Genomic DNA, 22,433 nt, shown 5'->3' with positions numbered 1-22,433 from the left:
CGCCCCACCCGGCGCACCCCTCGCGACCCCGCCCCCGGGCGCGGCCGCACCCCGGCACACTAGCTCCGACCGGCCGTGGCCCCAGCGGCGGCGGGTCCGATGAGGAAGGCACGGACTGGCGCCCGTGAGGGACACAAAGGAGAGCCGGCTGCTGCTGGTGCTGCTGGTGGTGGTGGCGTTCGCGCTGATCACCATGGACATCAGGGGCGGTGAGAACTCTCCGCTCGACGGGCCCCGCCGGGCCGCGCAGGCCGCCTTCGGCCCGGTGGAGAACGCCGTCTCCGGTGTGGTCGACCCGGTCGGCAACGCCGTCGACTCGGTCCGCGAATCCGGCAAGCGCGGCAGCACCATCACCAGGCTCCAGAAGGAGAACGCCGCCCTCAAGGAGCGGCTGGCGCAGAACACCCGGACCCGGACCCAGGCCGCCGAGCTGGACTCGATGCTGAAGCTGGCCGGCGCCGGGCAGTACACCATCAAGGGCGCGCAGGTCATCGCGATGGGGGCGGCGCAGGGCTTCTCCTGGACGGTCACCATCGACGCCGGCAGCCGCGACGGCCTCGCCCGCGACATGACGGTCGTCAACGGCGACGGCCTCGTCGGCCGGGTCACCACCGTCGGCCCCTCCACCTCCACGGTGCTGCTGGCCAACGACCCGGACTTCACCGTCGGCACCCGGATGGAGAAGACCGGGGAGCTCGGCTTCGCCACCGGCCAGGGCAACCGGCCGATGCGGGTGGAGCTGCTCAACGGCAAGGCCGACGTCCACAGGGGCGACCGGCTGGTCACTTTCGGCTCGCAGGCCGGCAAGCCGTTCGTCCCGGGCGTTCCGGTGGGCCGGGTGGTCACCGTCGAGCCGTCAGGGGGCAACCTCACCAAGACCGTCGAGGTGCAGCCCTTCGTCGGCTTCACCCGCCTGGACGTCGTCGGCGTCGTGGTCGTCGGCCCGCGCAAGGACCCGCGCGACGCGGTGCTGCCGCCGCGGCCGACCGTCCCGCCGACCGTCCCGCCGACCGCCACGCCGAAGCAGTCGCCGCAGCCCGGCGGCAGCCCCACCCCCTCGGACACCGGCTCCGCGCTCCCCCCGGGGACGGAGCAGAGCGGGGCGCCGTCGTCCACCCCTGACAGCCCCACGTCCAACCCGAACAGCGGGGACTGATCCCATGCGCCTGAACCGGATCGTGCTCGCCACCGTCACGGTGGTGATCGCCCTGGTCGCCCAGGTCAGCGTGCTGGCCCGGCTCCACCTGCCCGGCGCCGTGCCGGACCTGCTGCTGCTGACCGTGCTCGGCCTCGCCCTCAGCTACGGCCATGTCGGCGGCTGCCTGATCGGCTTCTTCGCCGGACTGCTCGCCGACCTCGCGCCGCCCGCCGACCACGCCGTCGGCCGCTACGCCCTGGTGCTGTGCCTGGTCGGCTACGCCGCCGGCCTCACCCGCCCGGAGAACGGCCAGCTGCGCACCGCCGCCGGGCCCATGCTGGTGGTCATCGGCGGGGCCGTCGCCACCACGCTGCTGTACGCCGGCGTCGGCGGACTGGTCGGCGACACCGCCGGCGCCCACGTCGGCCTGGCCAAGCTGGTGTTCACCGCCACCCTGTACGACCTGCTGCTGGCCCCGTTCGTGGTGCCGCTGGTGATGGCGCTCGCCCGCCGCTTCGACCACGACCCGGTCGCCGAGGACGCCGCGGGCGGCTACGGCGGCTACGGCGGCCCGCGCCGCGGCGGCCGGCTGCGCGTCGGCCGGATGAGCCGCGGCGCGGCCCGGGCGGGCCGTACGCGGCCGGGCGGGATCAGTTCGCAGCGCGGCCTGTTCGGCCGCTCCCGGTCGGCCGCCACCCTGCCCAAGGGGGCGCGGCGATGAGCAACATCCCCGAGACCGGGCGCAACTCCCGGATCACCATCCGCCTCGTCATCCTCCAGGTCCTGGTCTTCTCGCTGCTGCTGACCCTCGGCGGCCGGCTCTGGTACCTCCAGATCCGCAACGGCCAGGAGTACGACGCGCAGGCCAACCACAACCAGATCCAGCAGGTCGTCACGCCCGCCGTGCGCGGCTCCATCCTCGACGACCGCGGCGTCCCGCTGGCCGACAACGAGACCCGGCTGGTGGTCTCCGCCAGCCGCACCGACCTGCTGGAGCAGGCCGACGACGGCAAGGCCGTCCTCACCCGGCTGGCCGCCGTGCTCGGCATGCAGCCGCAGGACGTCATGGACAAGGTGCGGCTGTGCGACGCGAAGACGCCGCGCCCCTGCTGGAACGGTTCGCCTTACCAGCCCATCCCGATCACCGACTCGGCCACCACCCAGCAGGCCCTGCAGATCATGGAGCGGCGCGAGGACTTCCCCGGCATCACCGCCGAGCCCACCGCCGTCCGCGCCTACCCGGGGCCCGACAAGGCCAACGCCGCCCAGGTGCTGGGCTACCTCTCCCCGGTCACCGACCAGGAGGTCGCCGCGTCGGAGAAGACCGGCAACCCGCTCCAGCGGTCCGACCAGATCGGCCGCTCCGGCCTGGAGAGCGTCTACGACAGCCAGCTGCGCGGCAAGGCCGGCGTCACCAGCTACCAGGTCGACAACCTCGGCCGGGTGATCGGCAAGGCCGGCGACACCCCCGCCGTGCCCGGCGACAACCTCGTCACCAGCATCGACGCCAAGGTGCAGGCGGTCACCGAGAAGGAGCTGAACGCCGCGATGAAGGCGGCGCGCAAGACGTACGACACGGTCACGCACGAGAACTACAAGGCGGACTCCGGTTCGGCCGTCGTCATGGACAACCACACCGGTCAGATCATCGCCATGGCCAACGAGCCCACCTACGACCCGAACGAGTGGGTCGGCGGCATCTCGGCCAAGAACTACGCGGCGCTGACCGACGCCAAGTCCAACTACCCGCTGCTCAACAGGGCCATACAGGGTGAGTCGGCACCGGGCTCCACCTTCAAGGTGGTCTCCACCTCGGCCGCGGTGCGCGCCGGCTACGACATCGACGGCGAGTACCCGTGCACCCAGTCGTTCAACATCGGCGGCCAGGTCTTCAACAACTTCGAGGGCGAGAACTACGGCGACATCACCCTCGCCCGCGCCCTTGAGGTCTCCTGCGACACCGTCTTCTACGGCCTGTCCTACGACCAGTGGAAGAAGGACGGCGGCATCAACCCGAAGCACCCCAAGGACTACTTCTACACCACCGCCCACGAGTTCGGCCTCGGCGCGAAGACCGGCATCGACCTCCCCAGCGAGGTCAGCGGCCGCGTCCCCGACCGGCAGTGGAAGCAGTCCTACTGGGACGCGAACAAGGCCGACTGGTGCGCCACGGCCAAGAAGCACAAGAACGACACCAACCCGCCGCTGAAGATCGCCATCGCGATCGAGAACTGCCCCGACGGCTACCAGCTGCGCCCCGGTGACTCCGTCAACTACGCCATCGGCCAGGGCGACACCCTCGTCACCCCGGTCCAGATGGCCCGCATCTACGCGGCCATCGCCAACGGCGGCACCCTCTACCAGCCCAGCGTCGGCAAGGCCGTGATAAGCGCGGACGGCAAGACGGTCACCCCGATCACGCCCAAGGTCGACGCGAAGCTGCCCGACTCCCAGGCCACCCTGAAGTACATCAACCAGGCGCTGGCCGGCGTGGTGACCGAGGGCACCGCCGGCTGGAAGTTCGGCGGCTGGCCGCAGAACAAGATCCCGCTGCACGCCAAGACCGGTACCGCGGAGGTCTCCGGCAAGCAGACCACGTCCTGGTTCGACACGTACACCAAGGACTACACGGTCGTCATGACGATCTCCCAGGGCGGCACCGGCTCCGGCGGCTCCGGCGAGGCCGTGCGCCGCATCTACGAGGCGATGTACGGCATCAAGAAGGACACCGACCAGATCGACCCGAGCAAGGGCATCATGCCCAAGCCGGTCACCGCGCTGCCGAAGATCTCCGACGACGGCGCCGTCGTCGCGCGGTCCGCCGCCGACTTCACCCGGTTCGCCGACGAGTTCGCCGACACCCCCGGGAACGGCCCCGGCCGCACCCCGGCGCCGGAGCTGGCCGCACTCACCCCGACCCGGACCGAGAAGCTCCTGTACGGCAGGAAGTACACGTGATGAGCGCCTCCACGTACTCCGTCCGACGGTTCACCCCCGAGCGCTCCACGCTGGGCAAGCTCTTCGCCCGCGACTCGGCGGTGCGCCGGATGGACTGGCTGCTGGTGCTGTCCACCGTGCTGCTGTGCGCCATCGGCAGCATGCTGGTCTACTCGGCGACCCGCAACCGCACCAGCCTCACCCACGGCGATCAGTACTACTTCCTGATGCGCCACGTGATGAACGCCGGTATCGGCGCGGGCCTGTGCATCGGCGCGATGGCCATAGGGCACCACCGGATGCGCACCATCGTGCCGTTCTTCTACGCGCTGTCCATCCTCGGCATCCTGGCCGTGCTCAGCCCGCTCGGCTCCACCGTCAACGGCGCGCACTCGTGGATCGTGATCGGCGGCGGGTTCTCGCTCCAGCCCTCGGAGTTCGTGAAGATCTCCATCATCATCGGCATGGCGATGGTGCTCGCCGCCCGGGTGGACGCCGGCGACCAGGAGCACCCCGACCACCGCCGGGTGATCCAGTCCCTGGCGCTGGCCGCGCTCCCCATCCTGATCATCCTGATGATGCCGGACCTCGGCTCCGTCATGGTGCTCGGCGCGATCATCCTGGGCGTCCTGCTGGCCTCCGGCTCCTCCAACCGGTGGATCTTCGGCCTGATCGGCACCGCCGTCGTCGGCTCCCTGCTGGTCTGGAAGCTCGGCATCCTCGACAAGTACCAGATCGACCGGTTCGCGGCCTTCGCCAACCCGGCGCTGGACCCCTCCGGCGTCGGCTACAACACCAGCCAGGCCCGGATCGCCATCGGCTCCGGCGGCCTGCTCGGCAAGGGGCTCTTCCACGGCAGCCAGACCAGCGGGCAGTTCGTGCCCGAGCAGCAGACCGACTTCGTCTTCTCCGTGGCAGGCGAGGAGCTGGGCTTCGTCGGCGCCGTGCTGATCGTCGCCCTCATCGGTGTCATCCTCTGGCGCGGCTGCAAGATCGCCCGCGGTGCCACCGACCTCTACGGCACCATCGTGGCGGCCGGCGTGGTCGCCTGGTTCGCCTTCCAGTCCTTCGAGAACATCGGCATGACGCTCGGCATCATGCCCGTCACCGGTATCCCGTTGCCGTTCGTCTCCTACGGCGGATCAGCGATGTTCGCCAACTTCATCGCCATAGGGATGCTCCAGTCGGTGCGCATGCAGCGCCCGATGTCCGCGTAGCGACGGCCCACCGGGCTCACCCGGAGCCGGCGCCCGTACCCCCCGGGGTACGGGCGCCGGCTCCGCCGCCGTGCGGCCGCTCCCGTCGCTCCGGTGCCCGGACGTGCCGCCCCCGTCCGCTCCGGTGCCCGGGGGGTGGCCGAACCGGGAGGCCGGGCATACCGTCCACCTATGGGCCCTCCGCACGCGCGCGCCGCGGCCGGGGCCGGAGGCACCGGGGAGCCGCCCGCGAGCGCCGGCCAGGCCGTCCTCGCCTACCTGCGCACCCAGCGTGAGGCCCTGGCCGTCCTCGAACCGGAGGTACGCCGCGACCGCGAGGACGCCGTCCACCGGATGCGTGTCGCCACCCGGCGGGCACGGTCCGCCCTCAAGAGCCACCGGCGGCTGCTCGACCGCGCCGCCACCGACCCGCTCGGCGACGAGCTCAGGTGGCTGGCCGCACTCCTCGGCGCCGAACGCGACCGCGAGGTGCTCGGCGAGCGGCTCGCCGCCCGGGCCGCCGAACTGCGCCCCGCGCCCGCCGCCCTCACCGCCCGGCTCACCGCCGCCCGCAGCCGCGCCCGACCCCACGCCGAGGTGGTGCGCGCCCTCGACGGCGACCGCTACACCGCCCTGCTGCGCTCCTACGACACGCTGCTGTCCCGGCCCCCCTTCCGGCCGGCCGCCGCCGACGACCCCGTCCTGTCCGCGCTCAGGACGACGCGCCGCGACCACCACCGGCTGCGCCTCGCCCTCGGCCGCGCCCTGGACCTGCCCCCCGGGCCGGAGCAGGACGCCGCCCTGCACCAGGCCCGCAAGGAGGCCAAGCGGGCCCGCTACTCCAGCGAGGCCGCCGAACCCGTCCTCGGCCGCCGTGCCGCCGCGCAGACCTCCCGGATGACCGCCGCGCAGAAGCTGCTGGGCGAGCACCAGGACAGCGTGATGGCCCGGGCCGAACTCGCCCGGCTGCGCGCCGCCGCCACCGCCGCGGGGGAGGACCCGGCACCGTACGAGGCGATGGCGCTGGCCGAGGCGCGGCTGGCCTCGGCCGCCCGGGAGCGGCTGTACGAGAAGTGGCGGCGGTCCGGACAGGCGGACTGAGCCGCGCCCGCCTCGTTCGGGGCCGCGCGGCGGCTGGAAGGGGCCGCGCGGAGCCGGGACAGGGGCCGGAGGCGACGCCGGATCTGAGGTGGCCCGGCCTCGGGTACTGTTGAGGGTCACTCTTCCCCGCGCGGATTTCCGCCGGGATGGCCCAGCCCCGAGACACGAGAGTCGCCGAAATGCCTGTCGAGTCGGTCTTCCCGCGCCTGGAAGCGCTGCTGCCGCACGTACAGAAGCCGATCCAGTACGTCGGCGGTGAGTTGAACTCCACCGTCAAGGACTGGGACAGCGCCGACGTGCGCTGGGCGCTGATGTACCCGGACGCGTACGAGGTGGGCCTGCCCAACCAGGGCGTCATGATCCTCTACGAGGTGCTCAACGAGCGCGAGGGCGTGCTCGCCGAGCGCACCTACAGCGTGTGGCCCGACCTGGAGGCCCTGATGCGCGAGCACCGGGTGCCCCAGTTCACCGTCGACAGCCACCGTCCGGTGGGCGCGTTCGACGTCTTCGGCCTCAGCTTCTCCACCGAGCTGGGCTACACCAACATGCTCACCGCGCTCGACCTGGCCGGCATCCCGCTGGACGCGGCCGAGCGCACCCTCGACGACCCGATCGTCCTGGCCGGCGGCCACGCCGCGTTCAACCCCGAGCCCATCGCCGACTTCATCGACGCCGCCGTCATCGGCGACGGCGAGCAGGCCGTCCTCACCGTCACGGACACCATCCGGGACTGGAAGGCCGAGGGCCGCCCCGGCGGCCGCGACGAGCTGCTGCTGCGGCTGGCCCGCACCGGCGGCGTCTACGTGCCGCGCTTCTACGACGTCGAGTACCTGCCCGACGGCCGGATCGCCCGCGTCGTGCCCAACCGCTCCGGCGTGCCGTGGCGGGTGTCCAAGCACACCGTCATGGACCTCGACGAGTGGCCGTACCCCAAGCAGCCGCTGGTGCCGCTGGCGGAGACGGTCCACGAGCGGATGTCCGTGGAGATCTTCCGCGGCTGCACCCGCGGCTGCCGCTTCTGCCAGGCGGGCATGATCACCCGCCCGGTGCGCGAGCGCTCGATCACCGGCATCGGCGAGATGGTCGAGAAGGGCCTGAAGGCCACCGGCTTCGAGGAGGTCGGCCTGCTGTCGCTCTCCTCCGCCGACCACACCGAGATCGCCGAGATCGCCAAGGGCCTGGCCGACCGCTACGAGGACGACAAGATCGGCCTGTCGCTGCCCTCCACCCGGGTCGACGCCTTCAACATCGACCTCGCCGACGAGCTGACCCGCAACGGCCGCCGGTCCGGGCTGACCTTCGCCCCCGAGGGCGGCTCGGAGCGCATCCGCAAGGTCATCAACAAGATGGTCTCGGAGGAGGACCTGATCCGCACGGTCGCCACCGCCTACGGCAACGGCTGGCGCCAGGTGAAGCTGTACTTCATGTGCGGGCTGCCCACCGAGACCGACGAGGACGTCCTCCAGATCGCGGAGATGGCCAAGCGCGTCATCGCCAAGGGCCGCGAGGTCACCGGGCAGAACGACATCCGCTGCACCGTGTCCATCGGCGGCTTCGTGCCCAAGCCGCACACCCCCTTCCAGTGGGCGCCGCAGCTGGGCGTGGAGGAGACAGACGCCCGCCTGGAGAAGCTCCGCGACGCCATCCGCAGCGACCGGAAGTACGCCCGCAACATCGGCTTCCGCTACCACGACGGCAAGCCCGGCATCATCGAGGGCCTGCTCTCCCGGGGCGACCGCCGGGTCGGCGACGTGATCCGCGCCGTCTACGCCGACGGCGGCCGCTTCGACGGCTGGCGCGAGCACTTCTCCTACGACCGCTGGATGCGCGCCACCGAGACCGCCCTGCCCGCCCACGGCGTCGACCTCGCCTGGTACACCACCCGCGAGCGCACCGCCGAGGAGGTCCTGCCCTGGGACCACCTGGACTCCGGCCTGGACAAGGACTGGCTCTGGGAGGACTGGCAGGACGCCCTCGACGAGACCGAGGTCGAGGACTGCCGCTGGACGCCGTGCTTCGACTGCGGCGTGTGCCCGCAGATGGACACCCACATCCAGATCGGCCCCACCGGGCAGAAGCTCCTGCCGCTGATGGTCAAGAAGTAGCCGTGCCGGGCGCCTCACCCGTTCTGCGGGTGGCTGAGGCGCCCGCCCACCCCTAGGCGGCCCCGGGCATCGTGTCCCCGGCGGCCGCGTGGGGTGCGGGCGAGGGGAGAGGCGTCCGGACGATCTGCTCCGGGCGCCTCTCGGCGTTCCCGGAGCCCTGCCCATACGGCAACGCGCGTCGTCGCGTTTCCGCGTGGACAGGTACCCGCCGTCCGGCAGTGCGACCGTTGCCGACCTTGAGGCCCGCACGGCGTGTTGCCTGTCCTGCCCGTACGTCAGGGGAGCCCGGGGACTGGCCTTCGCCCCGTACGAGGGCGGCTTGGGGTGTTGCTCCCGGGATCTCCGCACATTTCCCCCGAACCGGGGGCGAGGGATGATTCCCCTTTCCGCAACCGTGCAAACCGGCGGTGGCATTCTTCTGGCCACTGGTGTGCCGCGTCGCTCCGGTGAAAACGTGATATTTCCTCAATCGCGATCTTGGGTCAAGGGTTGGGGATTTTCATCCGGATTACCTGCGGAAAGCCTCCGGAAGCGCCTGTTCCGTTTGTCCGCGGCGGCGCATCGCCCCTGTTGCCGGCATGTGCCATGTGCTTGAATGCACATGGCAAGAACGGGCGTGCGCCTCCTCGCCTTCCGGAAGAACTCACACCACAAGGGGAACTGGTCGTGTTCAAAAGGGCTACTGCCGTCGGCGCCACTGTCATGTGTTTCCTGTGGGGAGCCGCGTCCCTTTCCGCGGCGCACGCGGCCGATCGTCCCGCCGTGCGCGCCCCTCTCGCCCAGGCGGTGCCCCAGGCGGTCGTGCCCCTGGTCACGAAGGTCTCGGGGTGCTCGATCGACTATGACTCGCACACCGCCACCGCGTACTGCGACAGCGGTTCGGCGTACTACGGAGAGGATTACTACCTCTACTTCGAGGCGTGCAATGTCGACGGCTGCGAGTACTTCAAGGGGACGGAGGGGCTGAACGGCGAGACCGTCTCCATCGTGGACGTGGGCTCCAACTGGTTCATCTCGTCCGGCAGTACCGACTGGGTCGACTTCGAATGACCTTTCCGCCGCAGCGGCTCCCTTTCCGAGCCGCTGCGGCTTTTTTTCGGCGCCGCTCGGATGTCGGCGGAGCGTCGGGGGGGAAGGCACCGGACGGGTGAATTCCCTTCCTTTGGAAGGGGATTTCCGGTGGCCGGTGTCTTTCTGTGGCCGATGCCTTTCTGTGCCTCGCCGTCCAGGCGTCCCGGATCGGCGGGCCGCGAACTGCCTGACGCTCGCCCGGAGTGCTCTTCCTTCCGTTGACGGCGGGGAGGAACGGCGCGCGGCGACGCCTGGCTACGATGGCCGCGACGGCTGGGCCGCCCCGCGGGGGAGGAGATGGGTTGCGTTGCGATCGGTCTCCGTGTGGAGCGCGGCAGCCGTGGGCGCGGGTGTCGCGACGGTGGCAGTGCCCTGCGCGGTGCTGGCGGCGCGGCCTGACGGGCTGACGGCACCGAACCCGGTCCTCATGTGGTGGGCCGGCGCCGCGGTGGCTGCGGGAGCGGCCGGTGCCGTGCTGCTGCCGCGCTTCGCTCCGCCGCGCGGGGGCCGCGCCTGGCGGATGCCCCTGGTGGCCGCGCTGACGCTGCTCGGTTGCTACACGGCGGCCTTTCCTGCGGCCCTCGTGCTGCTCTTCTTCGCCCCCCAGGCCATGGCGGTGTGGCTGGCCGTGATGGCGTTCGGCGCGGCCGGCGCGGTACGGCTGTGGTCAGGCCGGGCCGTGGGCGGTGTGCTCGCAGCCGCGCCGCCGCTGGTGCTGGGCGTCCTCGGCGTGACGGTGCCGCCCACCGCGGCTCACGGCCACGGCTATCCCACCCTCGGCGGTTGGACCGGTCTGGCGGCCGGGATCACCCTGCTGCTGCTCACCGAGGGCGCCCGCCGCGTGGCGACAGCGGGCCCGCACCAGCCTCATGGGCGGTGATCGGGCGCCTCGCCGGAAGGTCCGGCCGCTGCCTCGCCGGAGTCGTCTCCCGGGGGTTCGGGGGCGTTTTCGGGGGTGACCTGGGTGGTGGCTCCGCGGGTGGCTTCGGAGGTGAGGGGCCTGGTCTCCACCGCGTCCGGTGCCGAGGAGGAGATCGGCTCCTCCACCACCACGGTCCGCGGCGGCTGCCGCCCGTCCGCGTCCGTTTCCGTGCCGTGCCCGGGCTCCGGGGCGCCCTCCCGCCAGGGCGCGTCAGGTGCGGGGCCGGACGCGTCGGGGTCGCTGTCGCCGGGCGGCCCGTCCTCGATGTGCGGGGCGGGGCCGAAGTCACGCTGCAGAGCGGCCTGGCGGCGCAGGAGCCAGACACCGAGGCCGGCGAGCACCGCGATGACGGCGAGAGCGATGGCGATGGTCATGGCGGTTTCACCTCGTAGCGGCGGGCCCGCACCGGCGCGGACAGCTCCGGCCGACGATGTCCGACCCGCGCACGCTCCCATCGTATGGCGCGCGCTCCCGCCTGCGGCGGCGGATCGGCCGGTGGCCCCGGATGCTGCCGGGGCCCGGGGCTTCAAGTGTCGCCTTCGCCGCGTCGTCCGGCGCGGCGAAGCCCGGCGGGAGGCCCGGCAGGGAGTCCGGCGGAAGTCCGGCGGAAGCCCGGCAGGCGGGAAGAGCGCGGGGAGAACAGGGTGCCGGTGCGGAAGGGGGCCGCACGTCCTCACCTGGCGGTCCGCCGCACCCGCCCGGCCGCGGTTGTCCACAGGGCGGACCGCGCCGGGTGTGAGGGCGGCGCCGCACGGCGTAACCTTGGACGGGTAGGAATTCCGGACGCGCGCCTGCCGGGTGCGCGGCAGGAAGCAGCGAGCGCACCGGACGGGCCGCATCGCACGGCCGCTTCGGGCCGGTCCGCGAGGACCACCGCCGGAGGCGGACGCCACGCGCCCGACCGGTCGGACGTGCGCGTGACGAAGACCGGTCACCACGACCGATCAGAGACGAAGGACTGAACGACACTGGGCAAGCGACAGCCCGAAGGCCCGCCTCCCGCGCCCACGGTGCAGCGAATCAGGCTGCGGTACACCAAGCGCGGACGCCTCCGGTTCACCAGCCACCGTGACTTCCAGCGCGCGTTCGAGCGGGCCCTGCGCCGCGCCGACGTGCCGATGGCGTACTCCGCGGGCTTCACCCCGCACCCCAAGGTCTCCTACGCGAACGCCGCTCCCACCGGCGTCGGCAGCGAGGCCGAGTACCTGGAGATCGGGCTGGCCCGGCACTGCGACCCGCAGGAGCTGCGGCGCCTGCTCGACGAGTCGCTGCCCCCCGGGCTCGACATCGTCGACGCGGTCGAGGCCCACACCTCGGGCCTGGCCGACCGGCTGGAGGCGTCGGTCTGGGAGGTGCGGCTGGACGGTGTCGAGCCGGAGCGGGCCCGTGAGGCCGCCGCGGAGTTCCTCGCCGCCGAGAGCGTCGAGGTCCAGCGTGCGACCAAGAACGGCACGCGCACCTTCGACTGCCGGGGCGCGGTCACCCGCCTTGAGGTCGCCGACCCCCGTGAGGGCGGCGCCCCGACGGACACGCCGACCGCCGGAACCGGAGTCGATGGGCCGCAGTCCGGCGCTTGTGCGATACTGCGGCTGGTTGTGCGGCATCTGACACCTGCCGTACGGCCCGACGACGTACTGACCGGTCTCCGCGCGGCGGCCGGCCTCGCGCCGCCGGTCCCCGCAGCGGTGACCAGGCTGGCGCAGGGGCCGCTCGACGAGGAGTCCGGCACGGTCACCGACCCGCTCGCACCCGATCGCGACGACGCGACGGTGCCGGCCGGTTCCGCGTAAGTACGGCGTCACGCGTCGCCGACGCACCAGGGAGCCACCCGGGTCCGGCGGCGCTGACCACACGAGACTTTCGTCGACTCCCCGTCCGGGGCCGGCCGACGAGCGAGACAGCAGCTCCCGTGCGGCGCCCACGCCCCCGGAGCCGGCCACCGCGATCCAAGCGGCCCGCCGACCCGGACCGGCCCGGCGCCCGGGAGCATGACGGGAGTACAACCCGAATGCCCGAGAACGAGCCGAACACGCCGGGCGCGAGCCCGGAGAACCCCGCCGACGACGCCGCGGCCCCGCGCCGCCGCCGTCGCGCCGCCTCCCGCCCCGCCGGACCGCCGGCCGGGACCGCCGAGAGTGCCGCCGCCGAGGCGCCGGCCGAGGCCACGCAGGAAGAGCCCAAGCCGCGCCGCCGCGCCACCCGCAAGGCCGCCTCGTCGGCCCCCGAGGCCGCAGTCGAGGCGCCCGCCGAGGTAGCGGAGGAGCCCAAGCCGCGTCGCCGCGCCACCCGCAAGGCCGCGGCCCCCGAAGCGGCGCAGGCCGAGGCCGCTGTCGAGGCGCCCGCCGAGGTAGCGGAGGAGCCGAAGCCGCGTCGCCGCGCCACCCGCAAGGCCGCATCGCCCGCCCCCGAGGCCGCTTCTGAGGCCGTTGCCGAGGCGCCGGTCGAGGTCGTGGAGGAGGAGCCGAAGCCGCGTCGCCGCGCCACCCGCAAGGCCGCGGCCCCCGAAGCGGCGCAGGCCGAGGCCGCTGTCGAGGCGCCCGCCGAGGTCGCGGAGGAGCCGAAGCCGCGTCGCCGCGCCACCCGTAAGGTCGCATCGCCCGCCCCCGAGGCCGTTGCCGAGGCGCCGGTCGAGGTCGCGGAGGAGGAGCCGAAGCCGCGTCGCCGCGCCACGCGCAAGGCCGCTTCGCCCGCCCCGAAGCAACGCAGGCCGAGACCCCCGCACCCGCCGCGGAAGCGGCCCCGCAGCCCGTGGCCGAGCCCGCCGCCGAGGTCGCCGCTCCGGCGGAACCCGCCCCGGCCCGTGCCCGCCGCCGCGCCACCCGCAAGGTGGCCTCCCCGGCGCCCGCGAGCGAGGCCGCGCCCGCTGCCCCGGCCGCGCCGGCCACCCCCGCGGCTCAGCCGAAGGCGCCCGCCGCGCAGCCCCCCGCCGCCGCGGAGCGGACGAGCGCCCCGAGCGCCGGCCGGCCGTCGCGCCGCCGCACCCGCCCGGGCGCGCCCGCCGCCACCTTCTCCGCCGGTGACGGCCTGCGCCGCCTGAAGCCCGGCTCGCTCGCCGACCGCGAGGAGGCCGGCGACCGCGAGCAGGCCCCCGCCGCCGCCGAGACGGCCGGCGTCACCTTCGCCGCCCGCGCGGTGCGCGACGGCGACCACTGGGCCGTCGAGGTCCAGACCGAGGACGGCGCCGTGCGCGGGGCCGGCGGCACGCTGGCCGACGCCACCGCCGACGCCGCCCAGGCCCTGGCCGCCGCCTCCGGCGTGCCCGCCGAGGCCATCACCATCGAGGTGCGCGAGGAGGCGGTGCCCACCCGCGGCCGCCGCCGCGCCGTGCGCCCCGCCGTGGCCGTGTTCCAGGCCCCCGTGTTCCAGGCCCCCGAGGCCGGCGCCCCCGCCGTCCACGAGGAGCGGGCCGCTGAGCAGGAGCCGGCCGACGAGCAGGAGCCGGAGCAGGAGTCCGGCCGCGTCGAGGCCGAGGAGCAGGGCGAGGGCCGCGCCGGACGCCGCCGCCGCCGTCGCCGCGGCGGTCCCGTGGAGCAGCAGGCCGTGTCGGCCGACGAGCCGGAGGCCGAGTCCGCGCAGGACGCCGAGGCCGAGCCGGAGGAGGCCGAGGACGTCGACGCCGAGCACGAGGGCGACGAGCGTCCGAGCCGTCGCCGCCGCCGCGGTGGCCGCCGTCGCCGTCGGGGCGACGCGCACGCGCAGGAGCAGGACGAGTCCGACGAGGACGACGAGCAGGAGTCCGACACCGAGGCGGGCGAGGAGCCCGACGAGGACGAGGCGGACACCGAGGAGGGCGAGGCCGGCGGATCGTCGTCCGGCAGCCGCCGTCGGCGCCGTCGCCGTCGTCGCGGTTCGGACGGCGGCGACCAGGAGGGGTCGGCCGACGATCCGGAGCGGACCGTCGTCAAGGTGCGCGAGCCGCGCGCGTCCCGCCTCGAAGGCGGCACGGGCGCCGACGAGGTGCAGTCCATCAAGGGCTCGACCCGCCTGGAGGCGAAGAAGCAGCGCCGCCGCGAGGGTCGCGAGCAGGGCCGCCGCCGGGTGCCGATCATCAGCGAGGCCGAGTTCCTGGCCCGCCGCGAGGCGGTGGAGCGGGTCATGGTGGTGCGCCAGCTCGGCGACCGTACGCAGATCGGCGTGCTGGAGGACGACGTCCTCGTCGAGCACTACGTCAACAAGGAGCAGTCCACCTCCTACGTGGGCAACGTGTACCTCGGCAAGGTGCAGAACGTCCTGCCGTCGATGGAGGCGGCGTTCGTCGACATCGGCAAGGGCCGCAACGCCGTGCTCTACGCCGGCGAGGTCAACTTCGAGGCGCTCGGCATGTCCGGCGGCCCGCGCCGGATCGAGAGCGCGCTGAAGTCCGGGCAGCCGGTGCTGGTGCAGGTCACCAAGGACCCGATCGGCCACAAGGGCGCCCGCCTGACCAGCCAGGTCTCGCTGCCCGGCCGGTACCTGGTGTACGTGCCCGAGGGCTCGATGACCGGCATCAGCCGCAAGCTGCCCGACACCGAGCGGGCCCGGCTGAAGTCCATCCTGAAGAAGGTCGTCCCCGAGGACGCGGGCGTCATCGTGCGCACCGCCGCGGAGGGCGCCAGCGAGGACGAGCTGCGCCGCGACGTCGAGCGGCTCCAGGCGCAGTGGGAGGACATCAAGCGCAAGTCGACGTCCGGCAACGCGCCGTCGCTGCTGTACGGCGAGCCCGACATGACCGTGCGGGTGGTCCGCGACATCTTCAACGAGGACTTCACGAAGGTCATCGTCAGCGGCGACGAGGCGTGGGAGACCATCCACGGCTACGTCTCGCACGTGGCGCCCGACCTCGCGGACCGGCTGTCGCGGTGGACGTCGGAGACGGACGTGTTCGCCACGTACCGGATCGACGAGCAGCTGCTGAAGGCGCTGGACCGCAAGGTGTGGCTGCCGTCCGGCGGTTCGCTGGTGATCGACAAGACCGAGGCGATGGTCGTGGTCGACGTCAACACCGGCAAGTTCACCGGGCAGGGCGGCAACCTTGAGGAGACCGTCACCCGCAACAACCTGGAGGCGGCCGAGGAGATCGTCCGCCAGCTGCGGCTGCGCGACCTCGGCGGCATCGTGGTCGTCGACTTCATCGACATGGTCCTGGAGTCCAACCGCGACCTGGTGATGCGCCGGCTGCTGGAGTGCCTGGGGCGGGACCGCACCAAGCACCAGGTGGCCGAGGTCACCTCGCTGGGCCTGGTGCAGATGACCCGCAAGCGGGTCGGCCAGGGGCTGCTGGAGTCCTTCTCCGAGACCTGCGTGCACTGCAACGGGCGCGGCGTCATCGTCCACATGGAGCAGGCCACCAGCATCGGTGGCGGCGGCAAGCGCAAGCGGCGCCGCGGCGGCTCCGGTGGCGAGCAGGACCACGAGCACGTGCACGAGACCGAGCCGGCGACCGCCGACGAGGACGTCGAGGAGCTTCCCGAGGTCGAGCCGATCGAGGTCGGCGAGGCGGAGCTGGTGCCGGCCCTGGTCGACGACGTCGACGAGGAGTGGTTCGGCAGCGCGGCCGAGGCGGAGGCCGCTGCCTCCCGCCGTGGCCGTCGGCGTGGCGCCCGCAAGGCCACGGCCCCGGCCGGTGCCCCGGCCCCGGTGGACCACGAGCCCGAGCCCGCCGTGGTCGTGGTGCCGGTGAGTGAGCCCGAGGCGGAGCCGGTGCCGGTGGCCGAGCCGGAGCCGGCCGTGTCGACGGAGCCGCCCGCGCGGACCCGTCGGCGTGCCACCCGCAAGGCGACGGCACCCGCCGGTGCTCCGGCCGCGGCGGAGCCCGCCGTGGTCGTGGTGCCGGTGAGCGAGCCCGAGGCGGAGCCGGTGCCGGTGGCCGAGCCGGAGCCGGCCGTGTCGACGGAGCCGCCCGCGCGGACCCGTCGGCGTGCCACCCGCAAGGCGACGGCGCCCGCGGGCGCCCCGGACGCGGCGGAGGCCGCCGTGGTGGTCGTCGAGCCGTCGGCGCCGGCGGAGCCGGAGGCCGGCGCGGACGCCGAGCCGAAGAAGCGGGTCCGGAAGGCGCCGGCGAAGAAGGCCGCGGCGGCCAAGAAGACCACCGCGAAGAAGACCGCGACCAAGAAGGCCGCAGCGAAGAAGGCCGCGGCGCAGCCCGCGGAGTGACCCTCCCGGGCGGGCGGGTCCCACCCGCCCGCCCCGAGAGCCCCCGCACGGCGTGTCTGCCGCGCGGGGGCTCTCCGCTGCCCGCGGCGGGGCGTCGCCGGGCTGAATTCGCCCCTGGGGCGGCGAAAGGGCCCGCGGGCGGTTCCCCGCTTTCCCCTTCGCGGCGGCCTCAGCGACTGATCTCCCTGTCCGTCACGGCGTCCGCCTCCGCGACTCCGTCATCCTCGTCGGAGTGCTCTGGCTGCGGCAGGCGGTCGCCGCGACTTTTGGCGATACGCAGCACGTCGCGCAGCGCGGCGCACAGGAGCTTCGCGGTGTGCACGGGGACTGAGCAGCCATCGAGATCCGTCTCTTCCACGTACTCCAACAGATCTTTCGCCATCCCGAGTTGCACGGCTTCCAGGTTGTCGGCCAGGCGGGACACGTACGAGTTCGGATTGTCGGTGGAGAGGAAGCACGGCTTTCCACCCTCGCCGGCCCAGGGGAGAAGACGGTCTCTCATGATGTCCTCCCGCCGCTGCGCCGACCTGCCTTGGAGTGGCTCGGGAGCATGATCCAGCACCGTTGGCGGGCGGATCTGTGTTGGTGCGCGCGATGTCGGCACGCAAGCTTGTGCGCCATGACACGAGCGTGACTCACCGAGAAGGACGTTTCACTGTCCGTTCCGGGGACAGTCGGGCCGTTGCGACGCTACGTTCGGAGAACGCCCAAACGTCTCGGGGGAGCACCTTGAATACGGCTTTACGCACTGCTATGTCCGACGCCAGGCTCACGCCGCGCCAACTCGCCCGGTGCGTGGGGGTCACGGGCAAGACTGTCGAACGGTGGATCTCTGATGAAGACTTGATCCCGCACGCACGGAACCGAGAGGACGCCTCTCAGGCGCTGGGAGTTGACGCGGCGATGCTGTGGCCGAAGGCAGTCGGGGACTCGATCAGGAACTCCTTCAGGAACCCGGTCAGGACGGCGGCGGACCGGGAGATCGTCCGGTCGTATCCGTACCGGTCGGCCTGCCCCTCGTCCGTGTGGGGGGAGCTGGTCGGGGGCGCCGGGTCGGAGGTGTTCCTCGCCGGGTACACCAACTACTTCCTGTGGCTGGAGCAGCCGAACCTCGTCGAGACGCTGCGGCGGAAGGCGGGGGAGGGGGTGCGCGTCCGGGTGCTGCTCGGCGACCCGGAGGGGGAGGTGACCCGGCAGCGGGAGGCCGTCGAGGACGTGGCGCTCACCGTGTCGACCCGCATCCGGATCACCCTTGAGCACCTGGCCAGGCTCGGGCCGCTCGACGGGCTGGAGGCGCGCTTCAGCGCGGCCGAGGACGCGGTGAACCACGTCTCGCTCTCCGTCTTCCGGTTCGACGACGACGCCCTGGTCACCCCGCACCTGGCGCGGCTCGTCGGCCACGACTCCCCGCTCCTGCACCTCCGGCGCGCCGGGGAGGCCGGCATGTTCGCCCGCTTCGCCGAGCACGCCGAGGAGCTGTGGCGGCGCGGCACCCCCGTACCGTCGTCGGCGGCGGAGTCGCCGGAGAAGGCGTCCCTGACCCCGCCGCCCGTGCCGCCTCGGGACCCCGGCGGGGCCCCGGGCCAGCGATTTGACCCGGCTGGACCCACTCCGTAGTCTTGACGTTCGGCGTGTCTGCGCCTAACACCTGAGCACATCCCTCCCTGGTCCGCCGGGGAGAGGCACCCCGCGCACCACTGGGCGTGCTGGCATCAGGGGTCCGTTTTTTCGAGTCAGAGAGTGAGTTCCGCGTGTACGCGATCGTGCGTAGCGGTGGCCGCCAGCACAAGGTGGCCGTCGGCGACATCGTCGAGGTCGACAAGATTTCCACCGGCAAGGTGGGCGACGCGGTCGAGCTCTCGACCCTGCTCGTGGTCGACGGCGAGGCCGTCACCAGCGACCCGTGGGTGCTGGCCGGCATCAAGGTGGAGGCCGAGATCGTCGACCACCACAAGGGCCAGAAGATCGACATCCTGCGGTACAAGAACAAGACGGGCTACCGGCGCCGCCAGGGCCACCGCCAGCAGTACACCGCGCTGAAGATCACCAGCATCCCCACGGCTGCGAAGTAAGGGACTGAGAACAGATGGCACACAAGAAGGGCGCATCGTCCACCCGGAACGGTCGCGACTCCAACGCTCAGCGGCTCGGCGTCAAGCGCTTCGGCGGCCAGGCCGTCAACGCCGGTGAGATCATCATCCGCCAGCGCGGCACCCACTTCCACCCGGGCTCCGGCGTCGGCATCGGCAAGGACGACACGCTGTTCGCCCTGTCCGCCGGTGCGGTGGAGTTCGGCACCAAGCGCGGTCGCCGCGTCGTGAACATCGTTCCCGCCGCCTGATCCAGGCAGCAGCGGTTCACAACGCGTAGCGCAGCAACGTCGAGGGCGGACCTCACTCCCGGCCACGGGAGGGAGGCCGCCCTCGTCGCGTGAGTGCCGCCGGCCGCGGTACCCGCTCTCCGGGGCCCACCCGCCCCACCGGGGCCCACCCGCCCCGCGCCCTGACCGCACAGATCAGGGCGCACCGCCCTGACCCCACAGATCAGGGCACACTGCCCTGACCCCCACCGATCAGGGCCGTCACCACCCCCGTACCTGCTGGAGGAAGCCCATGACCACCTTCGTGGACCGCGTCGAACTGCACGTCGCCGCGGGCAACGGGGGCCACGGCTGCGCCTCCGTGCACCGGGAGAAGTTCAAGCCGCTCGGCGGTCCGGACGGCGGCAACGGCGGCCGCGGCGGCGATGTGCTCCTGGTCGTCGACCAGGACGTCACCACGCTGCTGGACTACCACCACAGCCCGCACCGCAAGGCCACCAACGGCCGGCCCGGCGAGGGCGGCAACCGCTCCGGCAAGGACGGCACCGACCTGGTGCTGCCCGTCCCCGACGGCACCGTCGTCCTGGACGGCGAGGGCAACGTGCTGGCCGACCTCGTCGGCCAGGGCACCAGCTTCGTGGCCGGCCAGGGCGGTCGCGGCGGCCTGGGCAACGCGGCGCTGTCCTCGGCCCGCCGCAAGGCGCCCGGCTTCGCGCTGCTCGGCACGCCCGGGCAGGCCCGGGACGTGGTGCTGGAGCTGAAGACCGTCGCCGACGTGGCGCTGGTCGGCTACCCGAGCGCCGGCAAGTCCTCGCTGATCTCCGTGCTGTCCGCGGCCCGTCCGAAGATCGCCGACTACCCGTTCACCACGCTGGTCCCCAACCTCGGCGTGGTCACCGCCGGCGCGACCGTCTACACCGTCGCCGACGTGCCCGGTCTGATCCCCGGCGCCAGCCAGGGCAAGGGCCTGGGCCTGGAGTTCCTGCGGCACGTCGAGCGCTGCTCCGTGCTGGTGCACGTGCTGGACAGCGCGGCGCTGGAGTCCGAGCGCGACCCGCTGAGCGACCTGGACGTCATCGAGGAGGAGCTGCGCGCCTACGGCGCCGGCCTCGCCGACCGTCCCCGCGTGGTGGTGCTCAACAAGATCGACGTGCCCGACGGGCGGGATCTGGCCGCGATGGTCCGGCCCGAGCTGGAGGCGCGCGGCCTGAGGGTGTTCGAGGTCTCAGCCGTCAGCCGCGAGGGCCTGCGGGAGCTGTCCTTCGCGCTGGCCGACATCGTGGCCCGCACCCGGGCCGAGCGCCCGGTCGAGCAGCCCACCCGCGTGGTCATCCGCCCCAAGGCGGTGGACGACGCCGGCTTCACCGTCACCCAGGACGGCGACATGTTCCGGGTCCGCGGCGAGAAGCCGGAGCGCTGGGTGCGTCAGACGGACTTCTCCAACGACGAGGCGGTCGGCTACCTCGCGGAGCGGCTCAACCGGCTCGGCGTCGAGGACGAGCTGGTCAAGGCGGGTGCCCGGGCCGGCGACGGGGTGGCGATCGGCCCCGAGGACGACGCGGTCGTCTTCGACTGGGAGCCGTCGATGTCGGCCGGCGCCGAGCTGCTCGGCCGGCGCGGCGAGGACCCGCGGATGGAGCCGCCCCGCCCCGCCGCGATCCGGCGCCGCGACCGCCAGGCCGCGCACGACGAGTACGCCGAGGCCGACGCGTACGACGAGGGCGAGTACTGACGGGTGGACCTCGCTGTGTCCGGCCGTTCACGTTCCGCTCCGCCGGGTGAACGGGGGGTGGCCGGGACGGGGGGCCCGCCTTGCGGGACGGTTACCGGGGGTGAGACCATCCCCGTGTCTCCCGTTGCCCCTAGGTAGGTTCCACGTGTCCCAGCACCACGCCTCCACCCGCACCACCGCTGTCGTCCTGGCCGGCGGTACCGGGACGCGGGTGGGCCTGTCGATTCCCAAGCAGCTGCTGAAGATCGCCGGGAAGTCGGTGATCGAGCACACCCTCGCGATCTTCGAGCAGTCCGACGCGATCGACGACGTGATCGTCCTCATGACGCCCGGGTACGTGCCGGAGGTCGAGAAGATCGTCGCCAAGGCGGGCCTGGCCAAGGTCTCCCGGGTGATCGAGGGCGGCGGCACCCGCAACGAGACCACCGAGCGGGCCATCGCCGCGATCAGCGAGGAGCTGGCGCCGGGCGAGGACCGCAACCTGCTCTTCCACGACGCGGTGCGCCCGCTCCTCTCGCAGCGGGTGATCAGCGACTGCGTGTCGGCCCTGGCCCGCTACGAGGCGGTGGACGTGGCCATCCCCTCGGCGGACACCATCATCGTCACCCGCACCCACGGCGGCGACGGCGAGTTCATCACCGACGTGCCCGACCGCTCCCGGCTGCGGCGCGGCCAGACCCCGCAGGCGTTCCGGCTCTCCACGATCCGCCGCGCCTACGAGATCGCCGGCGGCGACCCGAACTTCCAGGCCACCGACGACTGCTCGGTGGTGCTGAAGTACCTGCCGGACGTGCCGATCTACGTGGTGCCCGGTGACGAGCACAACATGAAGGTGACCACCCCGGTGGACGTCTTCATCGCCGACAAGCTCTTCCAGCTGGCCTCGACCGCCGCCCCCGGCCAGGTCGACGAGGACGCCTACCGCGAGCTGCTCACCGGCAAGACGCTGGTGGTCTTCGGCGGCTCCTACGGCATCGGCGCCGACATCGCCGAGCTCGCCGAGGGCTACGGCGCCACCGTCTTCGCGCTCGGCCGCTCCACCACGGGCACCCACGTGGAGGACCCGGAGAGCGTCGACGAGGCGCTGGCGAAGGCCCACTCCGAGACCGGCCGCATCGACTACGTGGTGAACACCGCGGGCGTGCTGCGGATCGGGCGGCTGGCCGAGACCGACAACGCCACCATCGAGGAGGCGCTGCGGGTCAACTTCCTGGCACCCGTCCAGATCGCCCGGGCCGCCCACAAGTACCTGGCGGAGACCCGGGGCCAGCTGCTGCTCTACACCTCCAGCAGCTACACCCGCGGCCGCGCCGAGTACAGCCTGTACTCCTCCACCAAGGCGGCCATGGTCAACCTCACCCAGGCGCTGGCCGACGAGTGGGCCGGCGAGGGCATCCGCGTCAACTGCGTCAACCCCGAGCGGACCGCCACGCCGATGCGTACGAAGGCCTTCGGGCAGGAGCCGGCCGGCAGCCTGCTCTCCTCCGAGGCGGTCGCCCGCACCTCCCTGGACGTGCTGCTCTCCACCCTGACCGGGCACGTCATCGACGTCCGCCAGCAGGACCCGATGCAGGGCCTGACCGGCGCCTCCGGCATCGAGCGCGCACTCGCGCATGTTTTGGCCCAGGGAGAAGACGAGTAGTAGCCTTGCCGCGATTCGAACGCGATCGATGATCGCGGTGACGCCCCCGGATCTGCCGCGCGTGAGCGCGCCCGGGGACCTCACCCGTTGACGAGGGAATGCGAACCCCCGGAGCATCCGGAGCCCCCGGAGTGCGG

General features: G+C 72.9%; 17 protein-coding genes and 1 pseudogene. 15 read left to right on the top strand and 3 right to left on the bottom strand.

Annotation, left to right across the window (positions count from 1 at the left end; all coding sequences use genetic code 11):
• Positions 1 to 124: 124 nt before the first annotated feature.
• The 8 genes from mreC to BS72_RS05380 all read left to right on the top strand — a co-directional run bounded on the left by mreC (position 125) and on the right by BS72_RS05380 (position 10,428).
• Positions 125 to 1,156 (top strand): rod shape-determining protein MreC, encoded by a 1,032-nt coding sequence (gene mreC / locus BS72_RS05415; RefSeq protein ID WP_037906833.1) that lies wholly within the window; start codon positions 125 to 127, stop codon positions 1,154 to 1,156.
• Positions 1,157 to 1,160: 4 nt separating this feature from the next.
• Positions 1,161 to 1,859 carry a rod shape-determining protein MreD gene (mreD, locus tag BS72_RS05410; RefSeq protein ID WP_051950692.1) on the top strand — a complete coding sequence of 233 codons (699 nt, stop codon included), beginning with the start codon at positions 1,161 to 1,163 and terminating at the stop codon, positions 1,857 to 1,859.
• Positions 1,856 to 4,096, top strand: coding sequence for a penicillin-binding protein 2 (gene mrdA / locus BS72_RS05405; RefSeq protein WP_037906831.1), 2,241 nt, complete (start codon positions 1,856 to 1,858; stop codon positions 4,094 to 4,096). The genes mreD and mrdA overlap by 4 nt, the downstream gene beginning before the upstream one ends.
• Positions 4,096 to 5,292 (top strand): rod shape-determining protein RodA, encoded by a 1,197-nt coding sequence (gene rodA, locus BS72_RS05400; protein WP_037906830.1) that lies wholly within the window; start codon positions 4,096 to 4,098, stop codon positions 5,290 to 5,292. The genes mrdA and rodA overlap by 1 nt, the downstream gene beginning before the upstream one ends.
• A gap of 171 nt (positions 5,293 to 5,463) precedes the next feature.
• Positions 5,464 to 6,372 carry a CHAD domain-containing protein gene (locus BS72_RS05395; protein ID WP_051950691.1) on the top strand — a complete coding sequence of 303 codons (909 nt, stop codon included), beginning with the start codon at positions 5,464 to 5,466 and terminating at the stop codon, positions 6,370 to 6,372.
• 179 nt (positions 6,373 to 6,551) lie between these two features.
• Entirely contained in the window at positions 6,552 to 8,477 is a 1,926-nt protein-coding gene (locus BS72_RS05390; protein ID WP_037906828.1) for a TIGR03960 family B12-binding radical SAM protein, read from the top strand.
• A gap of 762 nt (positions 8,478 to 9,239) precedes the next feature.
• A complete protein-coding gene (locus BS72_RS05385; protein ID WP_037906825.1) occupies positions 9,240 to 9,527 on the top strand; it encodes a hypothetical protein in 288 nt (95 codons plus the stop codon).
• Positions 9,528 to 9,855: 328 nt separating this feature from the next.
• Positions 9,856 to 10,428: a hypothetical protein gene (locus BS72_RS05380; protein WP_157856153.1), complete on the top strand. Its 573-nt coding sequence runs from the start codon at positions 9,856 to 9,858 to the stop codon at positions 10,426 to 10,428.
• Here BS72_RS05380 and BS72_RS05375 read toward each other — a convergent pair.
• Complete coding sequence (locus tag BS72_RS05375) at positions 10,416 to 10,844, bottom strand: hypothetical protein (protein ID WP_037906819.1); 429 nt, start codon at positions 10,842 to 10,844, stop codon at positions 10,416 to 10,418. The genes BS72_RS05380 and BS72_RS05375 overlap by 13 nt on opposite strands.
• A gap of 636 nt (positions 10,845 to 11,480) precedes the next feature.
• Here BS72_RS05375 and BS72_RS05370 point away from each other — a divergent pair.
• Positions 11,481 to 12,260: a TIGR03936 family radical SAM-associated protein gene (locus BS72_RS05370; protein WP_037906817.1), complete on the top strand. Its 780-nt coding sequence runs from the start codon at positions 11,481 to 11,483 to the stop codon at positions 12,258 to 12,260.
• 218 nt (positions 12,261 to 12,478) lie between these two features.
• Positions 12,479 to 16,602: pseudogene (locus BS72_RS05365) on the top strand (Rne/Rng family ribonuclease).
• Positions 16,603 to 16,771: 169 nt separating this feature from the next.
• On the opposite strand, the gene BS72_RS05360 reads toward BS72_RS05365, so the two are convergent.
• Together BS72_RS05360 and BS72_RS39420 are read right to left on the bottom strand one after the other, a co-directional pair.
• Positions 16,772 to 17,104 (bottom strand): hypothetical protein, encoded by a 333-nt coding sequence (locus BS72_RS05360; protein ID WP_063835966.1) that lies wholly within the window; start codon positions 17,102 to 17,104, stop codon positions 16,772 to 16,774.
• Between the two features lie 376 nt (positions 17,105 to 17,480).
• Entirely contained in the window at positions 17,481 to 17,681 is a 201-nt protein-coding gene (locus BS72_RS39420) for a hypothetical protein (protein ID WP_322942108.1), read from the bottom strand.
• Between BS72_RS39420 and BS72_RS39415 the strand changes: the two genes are divergently transcribed.
• The 5 genes from BS72_RS39415 (at position 17,662) to BS72_RS05335 (ending at position 22,296) form a co-directional block, all read left to right on the top strand.
• A complete protein-coding gene (locus BS72_RS39415; protein WP_322942107.1) occupies positions 17,662 to 18,219 on the top strand; it encodes an XRE family transcriptional regulator in 558 nt (185 codons plus the stop codon). The two genes, BS72_RS39420 and BS72_RS39415, sit on opposite strands and share 20 nt — an antisense overlap.
• A 134-nt stretch (positions 18,220 to 18,353) precedes the next feature.
• On the top strand, positions 18,354 to 18,674 hold the full coding sequence (rplU, locus tag BS72_RS05350) for a 50S ribosomal protein L21 (protein WP_037906815.1): 321 nt from the start codon (positions 18,354 to 18,356) through the stop codon (positions 18,672 to 18,674).
• A 14-nt stretch (positions 18,675 to 18,688) separates the two neighbouring features.
• Positions 18,689 to 18,943, top strand: a complete 255-nt coding sequence (rpmA, locus tag BS72_RS05345) for a 50S ribosomal protein L27 (protein WP_037906813.1) — start codon at positions 18,689 to 18,691, stop codon at positions 18,941 to 18,943.
• Between the two features lie 271 nt (positions 18,944 to 19,214).
• Positions 19,215 to 20,654: a GTPase ObgE gene (gene obgE / locus BS72_RS05340; RefSeq protein ID WP_037906811.1), complete on the top strand. Its 1,440-nt coding sequence runs from the start codon at positions 19,215 to 19,217 to the stop codon at positions 20,652 to 20,654.
• A 145-nt stretch (positions 20,655 to 20,799) separates the two neighbouring features.
• Positions 20,800 to 22,296, top strand: coding sequence for a bifunctional cytidylyltransferase/SDR family oxidoreductase (locus BS72_RS05335; protein WP_037906809.1), 1,497 nt, complete (start codon positions 20,800 to 20,802; stop codon positions 22,294 to 22,296).
• The last annotated feature ends 137 nt before the right edge of the window (positions 22,297 to 22,433 follow it).

The organism is Actinacidiphila yeochonensis CN732 (genome assembly GCF_000745345.1).
GTDB lineage: Bacteria > Actinomycetota > Actinomycetes > Streptomycetales > Streptomycetaceae > Actinacidiphila > Actinacidiphila yeochonensis.
Note: the sequence above shows the minus strand (reverse complement) of the source record. Positions and strands in the feature narration are given on the sequence as shown.

What these genes read in the sequence shown, in the direction of transcription:
- BS72_RS05395 (WP_051950691.1), top strand. Translation starts at nt 5,464, where the DNA reads ATGGGCCCTCCGCACGCGCGCGCCGCGGCCGGGGCCGGAGGCACCGGG.
- BS72_RS05375 (WP_037906819.1), bottom strand. Translation starts at nt 10,844, where the DNA reads ATGACCATCGCCATCGCTCTCGCCGTCATCGCGGTGCTCGCCGGCCTC.
- BS72_RS05360 (WP_063835966.1), bottom strand. Translation starts at nt 17,104, where the DNA reads ATGAGAGACCGTCTTCTCCCCTGGGCCGGCGAGGGTGGAAAGCCGTGC.
- mrdA (WP_037906831.1), top strand. Translation starts at nt 1,856, where the DNA reads ATGAGCAACATCCCCGAGACCGGGCGCAACTCCCGGATCACCATCCGC.
- rpmA (WP_037906813.1), top strand. Translation starts at nt 18,689, where the DNA reads ATGGCACACAAGAAGGGCGCATCGTCCACCCGGAACGGTCGCGACTCC.
- obgE (WP_037906811.1), top strand. Translation starts at nt 19,215, where the DNA reads ATGACCACCTTCGTGGACCGCGTCGAACTGCACGTCGCCGCGGGCAAC.
- BS72_RS05390 (WP_037906828.1), top strand. Translation starts at nt 6,552, where the DNA reads ATGCCTGTCGAGTCGGTCTTCCCGCGCCTGGAAGCGCTGCTGCCGCAC.
- mreD (WP_051950692.1), top strand. Translation starts at nt 1,161, where the DNA reads ATGCGCCTGAACCGGATCGTGCTCGCCACCGTCACGGTGGTGATCGCC.
- rodA (WP_037906830.1), top strand. Translation starts at nt 4,096, where the DNA reads ATGAGCGCCTCCACGTACTCCGTCCGACGGTTCACCCCCGAGCGCTCC.